This is a genomic window from Pseudoalteromonas luteoviolacea (assembly GCF_001750165.1).
GTDB classification, from domain to species: Bacteria; Pseudomonadota; Gammaproteobacteria; order Enterobacterales; family Alteromonadaceae; genus Pseudoalteromonas; species Pseudoalteromonas luteoviolacea_G.
On the sequence record NZ_CP015411.1, the window covers coordinates 1,885,125 to 1,899,288 of the forward strand.

Consider the following 14,164-nt stretch of genomic DNA (forward strand, 5'->3'; position numbering starts at 1 on the left):
ATTTTTTATGATCATGCGCAATGGCACTCGTATAAATTTTTCATTAAAACCATTGCGTATTTTGCATTTTTACTTGTTTGTAAAATCGGTTTTTCTTTGAAAAAGCAGTCATAGTAACATCACTTTACAACCTAAAACGCATCTTTACGCATCTTTTCTTATCTTTTCATTGTATATATCATGTTGTTTTAAATAATATTTTATTGTTTTTATATTCAGGTTGTGGCTCTCTCGCAGGTGTTTTAACTGTTTTGGTTTTTTATTGCGCTTTTATTAATTTTTCATTCATTTTAGCAGTTCTAATGTCTGAGCAAGCGCCATGGCAAGTCAAAACAATATCTATTTAGGAAAGTATCTATGAGAAAAACCGCCATCAGTATTGCGATTGCAATGTCGACAGGAAGTGCAATAACCCCTGTGTTTGCAAATGATCAAGCCACACAAATTGAAAAAATAGAGGTGACAGGTTCTCGCATAAAGCGATCTGATATGGAAACTGCTAGTCCTGTTACGTTCATTGGCGCTGATGCTATTCAAGCCAGTGGTGCAGTCACCATAGATGATGTACTACAGGATATCACCGCAGCAGCTGGCGCAATGACCAATCCTGGGGTTAATAATGGTTCAGGAGGAAATGCGAGTATTAATTTACGTGGCCTTGGCGCACAACGTACATTGGTGTTAGTAAACGGTCGAAGAATGATTAATTCAGGCACTGGTGCTGCATCTACGGTGGATCTCAATACCATTCCTGTTGCCATGATAAAACATATCGAAGTGCTTAAAGATGGTGCTTCTGCGGTATATGGTACAGATGCCGTTGCTGGCGTAGTTAATATTATTTTGAAAGATGACTTTGAAGGTGCAGAACTTAACGCGCAAACCGGTTTATCTGGAGAGGGAGATGCTGAGCAGCACAATATTGATTTGACTGTAGGCACCAGTTTCGACCGTGGCAATATGGTATTTGGCATTCAGTACATGGAAAGAGGTTCCGCCAGTCAAGCAGATAGAGACTTTTCATCCTGCCCAATTAGTGAAGTAGATGGTGGAAAATCACTGGCCTGTGGAGGCTCGACCATTACGCCGAATGGCCATTTGTACCTTGAGAATGGGAAAGAGCTCCAAGGGGATAAAGACGGCAACTATGCTGAATATAACCCTGAGACAGATCCGTACAACTACGCATCTGATAGCTACCTGTACACGCCGATGCAAAGGTTGAACTTAACGGGAACAGTTAATTATGAGTTGAGTGATAGCGCAACTTTGTTTACCGAAGCGATGTACTCTAAGCGTTGGTCGGAACAACAAATGGCACCTCAACCGGTTTGGTTTGATTTTACTTACACAGAGTCGATGGGCGATGATCTCTTAGAGCATGGTGCAGAGTATGGCGACACGATTCACTACCGTCGTCGAATGTCTGATACTGGCACTCGTGACTTTTCACAAGTCGTTGATACAGTCAGGACAGTCGTTGGTGTCGAGGGATTTTTAAAGAATGATTGGAGTTGGGATGTTGCAGTCAATTTTGGTCGTAACGACTCAGTTGATCAGCTCTCTAACTTACACAATATAGGGAGTTTGACCGAAGACATTGAACTTGGAAATTTCAATCCTCTTGATCAATCTGCATGGTCAGCCGAAAACATGACGGACTACTTATATACCGAGCAAAATACTGGAGGCAGCCAGATGCTGAACTTCAGTGCGTCACTGGCCGGTGAACTCATTGAATTGCCAGCAGGGTATTTGGGCTTTGCGACGGGGATTGAAAAAAGGACTGAAAAAGCGTGGTATACGCCAGATTCTCTGACATCTCAGGGGTTAGCTAACGACCCGAAAGTTGAGTCTACAAGTGGTTCATATGATGTGAATGAAGCGTTTGTTGAGTTTGCCATTCCTGTACTTGCAGATGTAGCTTTTGCACAAAATTTAGATTTAAGTGCTGCTGTGAGAGCGTTTGACTATTCGAGCTTTGGCAGTGACTCAACGTGGAAACTCGGTTTTACTTGGAAATTAAATGAGCAGTTGATGTTCAGAGGGGTTAAATCAACGGCATTTCGTGCTCCAACGGTGGATGAATTATATGGTGGAAAATCGCCATCTTTTGAGCAGATATCTCATCCGTTACTAGACAACCAAGCTGAAGTTATCGTTGGTGGAAACGCAAATCTAACCCCAGAAGAGGCTGATACGTTAACATTTGGCTTTGTGTATGAGCCGAGCTTTGTCGAAGGGCTATCTTTGACCGTTGATTATTATGATATTGCAATCACCAATGCCATTAGTGAAGTGAACAATCAATATATCATTGATAACTGTGTAAACAGCAGCGGCGACTTGATCAATCAAGATTCGGCTGTTTGCTCGTCAGCAAATGTTGAGATAGCGAATGGTAAGGCAACATTTAACAACCAATTACAAAATATTGGTGATGAAACGACGCAAGGTTATGACATCAATGTGGCTTACAATTTTGATGCCGCGGGACTAGCTTGGCGAGCGGGATGGGATACCTCAATCTTAAAAGAAAGAACCATTACGATGGCTGGAGAAACGGTTGATTACACGGGGCTTATCACGTCTGGTCTGGGTGGGTATGCCGACATAAAATCAAGTTTAAGTTTGGCAGTTAAAGCCGATGCGTGGAGTGCTAACTACAAAGTGCGATATTTGTCTGGAATGGACAGCTTTAGTTGTTTGGAAGATCCAAGTAGCTGCTATGCGCCAAGTACACCGAGTGTCACTTACCACGATATTTCAGGTAGTTACTTTGTCAGTGAGACCATCAAGTTGACTGGTGGCATTAACAACCTGTTCGACAAACAACCGCCATATTACTCAGGTAACAACGACTCAAACACGGACCCATACACGTATGATACGTTGGGCAGATACGTCTATGCAGGTATGAATATTCAGTTCTAGTAGTTGATAGGTACTGTCTTCGTTTTTCACACTCTCCGTAGAGGGACCAAAGGGCCTGCGTAATCGCAGCCCTTTTTTTATTTGTAAAAAATGGAAGCTAAATACGGCGTAGTTTCGTTTAACGTCTATATTGAGAGAAGATAACAAAGCAATTGGAGCTAGGATGAGCGTCCGTATTTTAGTGATCGATGATGATAAAACGTATCGAACGTTGCTTTCGCAGACGTTTGCTGATTATGAAGTGAGTGTGGCGTCAAGTGGTGAAGAAGGGCTACAAGAAGCCATAGAGTTAAAGCCTCACGTAATTTTATTGGATATTGTGATGGCGGGTATGGATGGCTATGCCACTTGCTGTGAGCTTCGTAAAATTGAGCACTTGCGACATACGCCCATTGTGTTTATCTCCAATTTATCCTCCTCTGATTGCCGCCTGAAGGCATTCGAGATTGGTGCCAACGAATATGTGTGTAAAACCACGCACCCAGATGAACTCAAAGCCAAAGTGGTCGCTATCCTCGAGGCTGACCATGATTATTTTGAAGCGCATGCGGATATAGCGCAAAAAGAGTCGTTATTACTTGATTTACAAAGGCAAAATGCGTGCATGAAATCAATCGGTTTGTTTATGCAAGCGACGCATTATTGTAGTGAACTTGTCGTGTTACAAAAAATATTTATAAACACGCTGTCGAGTCTGGGACTTCGGGCAGTTATTCATTTTAAAAATCGAGCTCTGTTTCGCAGCACATCTGACAGTGTCGCTAAACTTGAGCAGGAAATGTTACTCCATCACGAGGATTTTGAGCGAGTACATCAATTCGGCCACGGGCCAATGGTATTTAATTGGCGCAGCAGTATTTTGTTGGTCAAAAATGTCGGCGAGTTGAGTGACATTTGTGCCCATGTTATGGATGCGCTAGAGCTCGCTATTTGCAATTTAAACCGAAGAGCCGAAATGGTCGAGCAAATTTTATCAATAGAAAAAACCAATAAAGAAATTTTAGCCAGTTTGAAAGAAACTAAAAGCAAATCGAATACTACGCTTAAGCAACAGCTATTTGACTCTGGTCTCATTTCTCAGTTTGACCTTCAAGATGAAAATGATCTAGATGAGCTTATTGCCAGTTCCAGTGATGAGTTAGTTGGTATGGTTGAAGCGTTTGGTGATAACGCAGAAAGAATCAGTGCCATTTTGGGGAGTTTGAAAAAGCCACCTCAGGAACTTAGGTTTTTATTTAAAGAAAGTGCCAGTAGCGCAGATACTACACTGTTTTGAACAGAGACACATTCAAATGTTAATGCTTAGCTAGGGTTGTTGGTTTTAATTCATTTAAAACAGTGACTTATAATTTTTCGTGTATTTTTTTAAGTATTTTTCTTGAAATCTGTTCGCTTCGTCCATAGATAAAGTTATGAGGTCGCCGTAAGGGACCTTAAATATAATTAACATATTGTTTAATATGCCAATTCTCTGCTTTTTTAAGAGTGAATTTGGCTTAATATCGCTTTATGAGGATACACTTATGCGTACTGTAGATTTATCACCACTTTATCGTTCATTCATCGGTTTAGATCACCTAGCATCATTAATGGACTCAGCTCAAAGAAGCTCTGAAAAGCAGTCTGGATTTCCCCCTTATAACATTGAAGCATTGGATGAAGATAAGTATCAAATTACTATGGCCGTTGCTGGATTTAGTGAACAAGAACTGTCACTCGAGTCAGAAAATAATACACTGACGGTTAAAGGTGAGAAGCAAAATAAAGTCTCTACTACCGAGCGAAAATTTATTCATCAAGGCATTGCGGAGCGCAATTTCGAGCGAAAATTCCAGTTGGGTGATCACATCAAAGTGATTGGTGCAGACTTAGAAAATGGTTTGCTGAAAATTGACCTTGAGCGTGAAATCCCAGAGGCGATGAAGCCGAGAAAAATTGCCATTGGCACAAAAGAATTGTTAGAAAAAGAATAAACTCTCAGCCTGTTTACTTGTTATGTTGTTTCCAACCAGCCGCCATTTGGCGGCTTTTTGCGTTAAATAATAAATTATAAAGCCTATATCACTCGTTAATTTCTGGGTGAAAAAGGAACAAAGTGCCTTTACTTGTTTCACTCATATCCGTATGGTTGTGTTAATTTTATGTAACCAAGGAACGAGCGATGCGGATTATACTTTATTGGATTTTGATATTTGCATGTCCAAAGTTGTTTGCTACTAATGCATTGGTAACAACACAAATATTGACAGAATACACATCATTTACACAACATGGTGATCATGGATTCGCGGTTAACCTGCGACCAGCAGATTTAAAGTCAAGGCATATACTGGAACTCGAGTTAGGATGTGCAGAGCATGGCTGTAGTGATTGGGATTACACAGTCCGTTTCGAATGGCATCAAGGGGATGAGCGCTTTGAGCTTGGACGTTTGATCACTCCCTACGCCGGTTACATGCAAAGAGGAATGCATGGGTTTGATAGAAACTGGCGCCGCACTTTTTATTTTGACGTGTCACACCTTGCGCCAGTATTAAACGGGGAGGGGACATTTAACGTGCATTATGGCGGTTGGGGAGCTAAAAAAAGTGCCTTTGGTATTGCCGCCAAGCTTATCTCACAATCAGCATATCATGCGAAATCGGTGAAACGTGTTATCCCTCTCTATGAATCAGGATCTGAGGGGTGGCCATATAAAACAGCCGAGGATTTTGCACAGTTTTTACCTGCTAAAGCGGTAACTTTTGAAGCTGATGAACGATACGCCGAAATTAAGATGATTGTTACGGCGCATGGACATGCATTGTCTTATGATAACCCTGATGGCAAAGCAGAGCTGTGTGGAGAGTGGTGTGATAGGTACTTTACATTAGAGCAAGATGGCAAGCTTATAGTTCAGCAAAACTTATGGCGGGAAGATTGTGATCAGAGTGCTACTTTTCCGCAAGGGGGCACCTACCTGTTCGCCCGTGCCAATTGGTGCCCAGGGGAAGCCATTGAGCCTTTTACCTATCCGGTCAGTATTGCTGCTAAGGGAGAGTCTGTATTTGATATAGATTGGCAAGCGTATAGCTGGCAGCCATCTCAATATGGCAAAGATGCACCTAGGTATATTGTCAATGCGGTGTTGGTCACCTATGGTGAGCGGGAAATTGAAGAAGATATTGCACTCACCTCCATCGTGAAGCCAAATTCAGCTATGCCGGATCGAGTCGGGCTGTCGTGTGGAGAAATCGAGGTAGAAGTAAAGAATCTCGGGAAGTCAAAGGTTGATGAGCTGTGGTTTGATTACGGTATTCAAGGTTTGCGCACTCATCAATACCACTGGCAAGGTGAAATTGAAGCGGGTGAAACAAAACGCATTGCTTTTGTATCACAGTTTTTGGGTAATTTTTCTCCAGAGCTTGCGAAGCTCAGCGTTAGTGTACGAAGTGAGTATGATCAACAGGTGGCTAATAATCGCCAAGTTGCTCGATTTAAGGCACCAATGTCGATTGAGTCCAGTGCCATGCTGCATTTGCTTACAGGTAAAGACGGTTCGGAGAGCAGTGTGTCGCTGTTAAATAAATCGCAAAAGACCGTCAGTCGTTGGGATATGTTTGCCGACTCGAGCTGGCATGAGTTAGCACTCGATGTGCCCGCTGGTTGCTATACGTTAAAAGTTCATGACAGTGAGCATGATGGATTGGCATTTCCTTTTTTCAATCAGCGCAAAGGTAAAGGCGAGATTGTGCTTCATCACAGTGATAAATTAGACGCAATGGTGACACAGTTACAGCCTGATTTTGGTCGTGAGTTGAGTATTCCTATCACTGTTGGTTATGAAATGGGGGGCTGTGCGGCAAGTGCTTGGCAAGCTGATTTAGCTTACGATGTCAAAGGGCAAAAGGTTGCTTATCAAGGGGTGATATACCAAGCAAGACATTGGAGTTACAATTTTGAGCCTAATAAATCTGGGCCTTACGACCCTTGGGAAGCGATTAGCTACTGCGATGGAAGTGCACTTTAGCAATGAGCGTTACTTATAGTAACGACTCATTTGTGGGTTGGTGTTGCGCAGTAAGTTAGCAATATCAGCCCGTGTTTCTATAGTTTTGTTTTGGCTTAATTTGAAGTTTCCAGATACAGATTCCAGTTTAACTTCGAAAAATATTAAACTTTTGCACATAGCTTTTAATCTGTTTTCAGGCACAGACGTAAGCCGCCACGGATCTTGCTTACTCTCAAATGCGTGTAAAATATGCTCCATAGCCTCAAGTTGCCTCTCATAATTATGAATAGGGTTCAGAATACCTGAAGCTTGTACCGTGACATAATCCCAGGTCGGAAGGCTAATTCCCTCAATCTGATTAGGTGATAGATACGTATCTGGTCCTCTAAATACAATCTCAACGGACGACGAAATACAATGCTTAATCGGGTTTGATGCAACCGCATGACCGTAGAGTGTCCGTGTATTTTGGCAAAGGCTGACAGGAAGATGGCAAATATGTGTTTGCTTATCATCGTTACAGATGAATGTTGCCAATGGAAAACGTTCAATTACTTCAAACAGCTGGTCGTCCTCTTGCACGGTGTAATCTTTGATCGGATACCTCATAACCATGACTCCAATCGTTGTTTAATGTCGGGCCACATATCATCTGTAATACTAAAGCGCGCTGTATTTCTAAAGCTGCCATCAGGTAACTTTCTATTTTTAAGGTGAATGGCTTCGAAGTGCGCACCTAAACGTGCAATGGCGCTGCGGGATTTATGATTTTGCTCATGAGTTTGAAATTCAATTCTGACTAATCCTAACGTTTCAAATGCATGTTTAAGCAGTAAATATTTTGCGTGTGTATTGATGTGACTGCGCTGCCAGTCTAAGCCTATAAAGGTATGGCCAATTTCTGCTTGGAGGTTGTGGGTATCTAGTCTAAATATGCGTGTATTGCCGGTAACTTGGTTAGTTTCAATATCGATAATGGCAAAGACAATTTGTTCTTGTGGGTCAAATTGTGCGGTTTGTTCAAACCAGTCTTTTAAGATCTGTGGGCTTTGACAATATTTACTTGGGACCCAGCGCCAAAGCGCTTCGGCTTCACCGACCTTTTGCAACGCATCGAGGTGTGAATAGGATAAGGGTTCTAAACGTACTTTGTCCGAGCATAATGATATCGCTTTTAACATACATTTCTCCTTAGGTTATGACGATATGTGTTTACTGTAGTGTCAGATTACGCTTTTGTGGTCAGGATTAAACAACCAGATTTTAATATTTGCCTATACCAGCTTGATGGCAGGCTGAGATTTTTGTACGCTCAATAACACGTAACATAGCTGCCGATAAAATGATGTTTACTGGGCGTCCACTAGATAAAAAAAATAAAGCTAAACATATACAAATGGCTGAGCAAGTGCGCTCAGCTATTCAAAGTGGCCACATAAAACCAGGTGAAAAGTTGCCGTCTGCACGAGCTCTAGGGCAGCTTTTCTCTGTGAACAGACACACTGTGATGAACGCATTGCAAAACTTAGTCGCAGAAGGGTGGTTGGTGTCTGAGTTGCGTAAAGGTTATAAAGTAAATAGTCAGTTACCTATTTTTCGTAGCACGCAAGCCAGTGAACAAGACACAGCTTTTGAGCCAATCACTCCACATTTTGCAGCTGTGATACCCACTAGTCAGTCACCAGTTTTAGATGAATACAAATATAATTTTGCGGGCGGGCTGCCTGATGTATCTCAGTTTCCATTTGATGAGTTTAGACGCAGCATTAACAGAGTATGCCGCACTAGTCATGCTCATGCACTTCATTATCAAAATGTGGCGGGAGAACCTGAATTACGTACAGAGTTAAAAGCATACTTACGTAAAGCCCGAGGTTTAACTTGTGATGATGTATTGGTTTGCAACGGTTCTCAAGAAGCGCTGTTTTTAACCGCGCAGGCATTTTTGAACTCTGGTGAAGGGGTTGCAATGGAGCGACTTGGTTATCCACCGGCACGACAGGCATTTATGGCTGCAGGTGGGGTTATTTACGATATCAAACAAGATGAACAGGGCTTATGTGTTGACGCATTAGCTGAGTGTTTTGCCAACTCGACGATTCGTTTATTGTACTTAACGCCGCTGCACCAATATCCCACGACCCTTACTATGTCTGTTGCAAGAAGAATGGAGATATACAAGCTATGTGTGCACTATGGTGTATTCATCATAGAAGATGACTATGATCATGAGTTTCATTATCGATGCCCGCCGCTTCAACCTATGGCTGCGAATGACCCTGCACAAATTATAATTTACCTGTCTACATTTTCAAAAATCATGTTCGCGGGGGCAAGACTGGGGTATGTAACGGCTGCACCAGTTGTTCTCCAGCAGCTGGTAGGAATAAAAAGGCTTATTAATCATAAAAACGACGTGTTGATGCAGCTGTCCATCGCTGATTGGATGGCTACAGGTTACTTTGAGAGGCACTTGCGTCGAATGACTAAGCTGTATCAGCAGCGCTGTGACTTGATGGCAGATAAACTCAATGAACTCAAAAACCAAGGCTTTGATATTCAATTTAAGCAGCCAGATGGAGGCATGGCATTCTGGGTAGACTTAAAACGAGATATATCAGGTTTACCAGCCAAGCTTGAAGAGGCAAGGATTTTTGCGCATACAGAGCAGGCGTTTTGTCATGCAAAAGTAGAGAGAGAAACGCATATACGACTCGGTTTCGCAGGGCAAGAACCCGAAAAAATCTCAGCGGGATTAGATGCGATTTTTGCATTACTGTGAGAGGAAAAAAGGGTCCATGCCTAGACCCGGTATCGACATAGAATTGCATGTATTTATAAAAGGGAATATTACTTTCTATCTGGCGCCCATGTCAGCTTGCCATTGATATTGGCGATATCGTACTTGAGTTTGCTTTCAACCCAGCTACCATCCTCTTTTTGGCATAATGCGATGATATAGCAATCTTCCTCACCGGGAATCCCCTCAAAATGAACATTACGGCAACTTGATTTGTAAGATCCAGGGGGTGAAATGAAAGACATGTCTCTGGTACTCCATTTATGTATAAGACGATGCAGCTATCAATATGACTGCTCTTCAAAGTAATGGGTACACTATATATGGATTGTTGCTGTGTAAACATTACACACTATTACACAGCAATAGGGAGGGGCTAGGTGCTGCTCACTGATTTGAGCTGTGGACTTTCAATTTAGCCGTCTCATCTTCAAATGTTACAACAAATACTTTATCAAATTCCTCTTCGGCAATACTGACCTCTCGCCCAGTTAAAATCTTCACCAAAACGGGCGTGGTATTGCTATGGCCTGCGACAACGATTGTTCCTGTTTGTTGTTTTAACATGCTCGCAAACTCATTCAGTTTTCCAGGATTGTAAAGTGAAATGTGCGTATCAATTAAATCTGCCAAAGGAGCAAGCGTTGCCTTAGTGCGGTTATAATTGGTTGAGTAAAGTTTAGTAGGCTCGTAGGGCAACATCATTTGTGCAATCATCTTAGCACGTTTAATTCCCTGCTGAGTTAAGCTTGGATCGACACCTTTATGTTTTTCTGCATGGCGAACAAGAATAATACTTTCTGGCATGGCCAAGCTTGAAAAACTCAGCATAAAAACAAGTATCAAAATTAGTGTACGCATAGGGCTTCCTGTCATCATTATATCCTTATAACTATATCTTGTTCTTTTCATAACTGCACCTTCGCAATGCATTATAAGTAGGTGAATACATATTAGAATACACAGTTCTCTCACCTGTCCGCTGCGGACACATTTTCTGTCCGCGGACGCTCAGAATTAATTTATTAATTATAAAGTTGTTATTTATCAGTGTTTTAAAATTGGCATGGTATTGGTATCTGTTTTCGTATCAGGATAAAAACGAGAGACAGAGATGATTAAAGATACCAGTGGACAGGATCAATATGTGCCAGAGCGCAGAGCGTTTTTTCAGCGCAAGTCAGTGCGAGGGATCGTGGGGTTAATTGTGCTCATATTGATATTTTTGTGGTTATTTATGTCGCCACAAGCGCAGCGCTCTGTAGATAAAGGACAGCTTGATATTGCAACTGTTGAAGTAGGTAAGTTAACCAGAGAAATTGGTGCACATGGGCGAATTGTTGCTGCACATGCTCCAACCGTGTATAGCCCAGAAGTCGGTGTGACAACTTTGCATGTCAGTGCAGGTGACAGCGTTGAAGCGGGGCAGGTCGTCGCATACATACACAGCCCAGAATTGAGCAGTGAACTCAAACAGCAAAAGTCTGAACTTTCTCGTCTTGAAAGTGAGTGGCAGAGGCAGCAGTTGGAAGCGCGTCGTCAAGCGTTGACACTTGAGAAATCTTTAGATTTGGCAAAAGTGTCGCTTGAGGCTGCCGAGCGTGAAAACCGCCGCGCTCAGCTTTCAATTCAGTCTAGCTTAATTAGCCAGATTGACTTAGAGCAGGCGCAGGACGATTACGCGAAAGCAAAAGTTAACTTCTCTCATGCGCAAAAAGAAGCGGATATAGGCAGCGACACACTGAAATTTGAGCTTGCCTCTGCAAAGAGCCGTTTTGAGAGGCAAGCGTTGGTGGTAGAGGAAATAAAACGACGGGTCACCAACTTACAAATACGCGCAACGGTAGGTGGCATCGTTGGCAATTTGTTGGTGCAAAATAAGGCTGCAGTCAGCCAGAACCAGCCCCTTATGACATTAGTCGACCTGTCCGCATATGAAGCCGAATTGAGAGTACCGGAAAGTTATGCCAATGAGCTGGGGCTAGAAATGGTCGTACTGATGCGTGTCGGGGCAACAGAGTTTGTTGGTCAACTGAGCGCTATCTCGCCTGAAGTGAGCGACCGTGAAGTCACCGCAAGAGTTAAGTTCACTAATCAAGATATTACGGGCATTCGCCAAAACCAGCGTGTGCATGCCCGAATTCAATTAGAAAATAAAGAAAACGTGCTGAAAGTAAGGCGTGGCCCATTTTTAAATAATGGCGGCTATTTCGCTTATCGATTGCGCGACAATTTTGCTCAAAAAGTTGAAATATCAACAGGTTCAAGCAGTTTAAAAGACATTGAGATCATTACTGGCCTACAAGAAGGTGACGAAATCATCATCTCTGGCTATGATGCGTTCAGCAATGCTGACTCAGTGCTAATTAGATAAAAATAAAGGAAACATATCATGCTACATATGCAAAATATTGGAAAGCTATATCAAACAGAAATGGTTCAAACACAGGCACTGAGAGAGTTCAATTTAACGGTTGAAGAAGGCGAGTTTATTGCGGTCACTGGACCATCTGGTTCTGGCAAGACGACGTTTTTAAATATTGCAGGTCTCCTAGAGCCTTACTCATCAGGCCAATATACTTTAGATGGCATCGACATCGGTAAACTCAATGACAATCAGCGCTCTGATTTACGTAATCAAAAAATTGGATTTATTTTTCAGGGTTTTAATTTAATTCCCGATCTGGATTTGTTTGAAAACATTGAAGTGCCTCTGCGCTATCGCGGCATTAAAGCCAAAGAGCGCAAAAAGCGTGTTGAACAATGCCTTGAGCAAGTGGGATTAGCAGGTCGAGCTCGTCACTTGCCTCAGCAGCTCTCTGGCGGGCAACAGCAGCGTGTTGCTATTGCACGTGCATTGGCAGGAGAGCCGCGCTTTTTATTAGCTGATGAACCAACTGGTAATCTTGATAGCTTAATGGCAAGACAAGTCATGACATTGCTTGAAGAGTTAAACCAATCCGGTACCACCATTGTGATGGTGACGCACGACCAAGAACTTGCAAGAAGAACACCGCGAAATATCCAGATTGTAGATGGGCAGGTTGCTGACTTTACGCTTTATCAAGGTGGACATGTGGCTCGCGAGACAATCAACAAAACGGTAGGGGCTTAATATGTTGCTACACTATTGCGATTTGGCTTGGCGAAATATCAAGCAAACGCCGTTTGTCAGTATGTTGATGATTATCGCTATTGGCATTGGGATTGGCGTGACTATGACGACACTTTCCGTTTATCACATGATGAGTGCAGATCCCATTGCCCATAAAAGTGACAAATTACACGCTGTGCAATTACAGGTATTAGATGACGGGTATACGTGGCGGACAGAAGATGACGTGCCTTTGCAGTTAACTTATCCCGATGCCAAATATTTACTCGAACACTCACCGCTGGAAAAACGGGTTGCTATGTTCAAGTCAGGCGCTGCTGTGCACATTGACAGACCTGACAATGTACCCTTTATTCAGAGTTTACGGGTTACCAGTCGCCACTTTTTTAAACTGTTTGATGTGCCTTTTTTACATGGCAATGTATGGAGTGAGTCTCAAAGTAAGCAAGCTGCACTGGTAGCTGTGATAAGTGAAGATCTCGCAAACAAGCTGTTTGGAAAAACAGATGTGCTTGGAGAGTCAATATATTTAGGTGAACGCCTGCATGAAGTGGTTGGCGTAACCAAAAATTGGCTGCCCACAGTTAAGTTCTACGATGTAAATAATGATCCTTTTGAAGCATCGGAGCAAGTATTTGTGCCTTTTACTCATATCGAAGCGTACAAGGTGCCAAGCTGGGGCAACACCAACGGTTGGAAGAGTGAAGATATTAATTCATTTGAGGACTTTTTAAACTCAGAAAATGTTTGGCTGCAATTTTGGGTTGAGTTTGATGCAGAGTCGCAAAAGCGTATGTATGGACAGTTTGTCATGGATTATATGACAGCGCAGCAAAAGCTTGGTCGATTCAATAGAAAGGCGCTCGATTACAATCTCAAGACGGTACCACAGTGGCTGGAATATAACCATGTAGTCAGCTCAGACAATAAAATCCTTGTCGGTTTGAGCTTTATGTTTTTAGCCGTGTGTGTCGCAAATATTCTAGGCTTGTTGCTAGCAAAATTTATGAAGCGCGCACCGGATGCTGGGGTTAGACGTGCATTGGGTGCGAGTAAGACACAGATATTTAGTCAGCATTTAGTTGAGGTCGCATTACTTGGACTGCTTGGCTCGATTGTGGGTGTGTTGTTGGCCCAAGCCGGCCTAGCTGGCATTCGAGGTACCATGAGTGGGTATGACTTAATCGCTATAATGGATTGGAAAATGCTGCTGATTGCTCCAGCTATTTCCATCTTAGCTTGCTTAATTGCAGGTTTATTCCCAGCTTGGGTGGTGTGTAAAACCTCTCCAGCAACACACTTAAAAGTACAGTAAAGGAGTGCG

General features: G+C 42.6%; 12 protein-coding genes. 8 read left to right on the top strand and 4 right to left on the bottom strand.

The window, feature by feature from the left end:
• Nucleotides 1–357: 357 nt before the first annotated feature.
• The 4 genes from S4054249_RS08045 to S4054249_RS08060 all read left to right on the top strand — a co-directional run bounded on the left by S4054249_RS08045 (nucleotide 358) and on the right by S4054249_RS08060 (nucleotide 6,943).
• Nucleotides 358–2,934 carry a TonB-dependent receptor plug domain-containing protein gene (locus S4054249_RS08045; protein ID WP_046357266.1) on the top strand — a complete coding sequence of 859 codons (2,577 nt, stop codon included), beginning with the start codon at nucleotides 358–360 and terminating at the stop codon, nucleotides 2,932–2,934.
• Nucleotides 2,935–3,097: 163 nt separating this feature from the next.
• Entirely contained in the window at nucleotides 3,098–4,210 is a 1,113-nt protein-coding gene (locus S4054249_RS08050) for a response regulator (RefSeq protein ID WP_046357267.1), read from the top strand.
• A 247-nt stretch (nucleotides 4,211–4,457) separates the two neighbouring features.
• Nucleotides 4,458–4,907: an Hsp20 family protein gene (locus S4054249_RS08055; RefSeq protein ID WP_046357268.1), complete on the top strand. Its 450-nt coding sequence runs from the start codon at nucleotides 4,458–4,460 to the stop codon at nucleotides 4,905–4,907.
• A 188-nt stretch (nucleotides 4,908–5,095) separates the two neighbouring features.
• Nucleotides 5,096–6,943 carry a peptide-N-glycosidase F-related protein gene (locus tag S4054249_RS08060; protein WP_046357269.1) on the top strand — a complete coding sequence of 616 codons (1,848 nt, stop codon included), beginning with the start codon at nucleotides 5,096–5,098 and terminating at the stop codon, nucleotides 6,941–6,943.
• Nucleotides 6,944–6,952: 9 nt separating this feature from the next.
• Here the strand turns inward: S4054249_RS08060 and S4054249_RS08065 are convergent, their stop codons facing one another.
• Complete coding sequence (locus S4054249_RS08065; protein WP_046357270.1) at nucleotides 6,953–7,534, bottom strand: FMN-binding negative transcriptional regulator; 582 nt, start codon at nucleotides 7,532–7,534, stop codon at nucleotides 6,953–6,955.
• Nucleotides 7,531–8,106 carry a GNAT family N-acetyltransferase gene (locus S4054249_RS08070; protein WP_046357271.1) on the bottom strand — a complete coding sequence of 192 codons (576 nt, stop codon included), beginning with the start codon at nucleotides 8,104–8,106 and terminating at the stop codon, nucleotides 7,531–7,533. Before S4054249_RS08070 ends, S4054249_RS08065 begins: the two co-directional genes overlap by 4 nt.
• Nucleotides 8,107–8,270: 164 nt before the next feature.
• Here S4054249_RS08070 and S4054249_RS08075 point away from each other — a divergent pair, with 164 nt between their 5' ends.
• Nucleotides 8,271–9,707, top strand: a complete 1,437-nt coding sequence (locus tag S4054249_RS08075; RefSeq protein WP_046357322.1) for a PLP-dependent aminotransferase family protein — start codon at nucleotides 8,271–8,273, stop codon at nucleotides 9,705–9,707.
• Between the two features lie 68 nt (nucleotides 9,708–9,775).
• Here S4054249_RS08075 and S4054249_RS08080 read toward each other — a convergent pair whose 3' ends face one another.
• A complete protein-coding gene (locus tag S4054249_RS08080; protein ID WP_046357272.1) occupies nucleotides 9,776–9,970 on the bottom strand; it encodes a CVNH domain-containing protein in 195 nt (64 codons plus the stop codon).
• 142 nt (nucleotides 9,971–10,112) lie between these two features.
• Nucleotides 10,113–10,586, bottom strand: coding sequence for a SixA phosphatase family protein (locus tag S4054249_RS08085; protein WP_046357323.1), 474 nt, complete (start codon nucleotides 10,584–10,586; stop codon nucleotides 10,113–10,115).
• Between the two features lie 253 nt (nucleotides 10,587–10,839).
• On the opposite strand from S4054249_RS08085, the gene S4054249_RS08090 reads away from it, so the two are divergent.
• From S4054249_RS08090 to S4054249_RS08100, 3 genes are read left to right on the top strand one after another with little or no spacing between them, the layout of a single operon-like run.
• On the top strand, nucleotides 10,840–12,099 hold the full coding sequence (locus S4054249_RS08090; protein WP_046357273.1) for an efflux RND transporter periplasmic adaptor subunit: 1,260 nt from the start codon (nucleotides 10,840–10,842) through the stop codon (nucleotides 12,097–12,099).
• Nucleotides 12,100–12,117: 18 nt separating this feature from the next.
• Complete coding sequence (locus tag S4054249_RS08095; RefSeq protein WP_046357274.1) at nucleotides 12,118–12,840, top strand: ABC transporter ATP-binding protein; 723 nt, start codon at nucleotides 12,118–12,120, stop codon at nucleotides 12,838–12,840.
• Nucleotide 12,841: 1 nt separating this feature from the next.
• A complete protein-coding gene (locus S4054249_RS08100) occupies nucleotides 12,842–14,155 on the top strand; it encodes an ABC transporter permease (RefSeq protein ID WP_046357275.1) in 1,314 nt (437 codons plus the stop codon).
• Nucleotides 14,156–14,164: the final 9 nt, after the last annotated feature.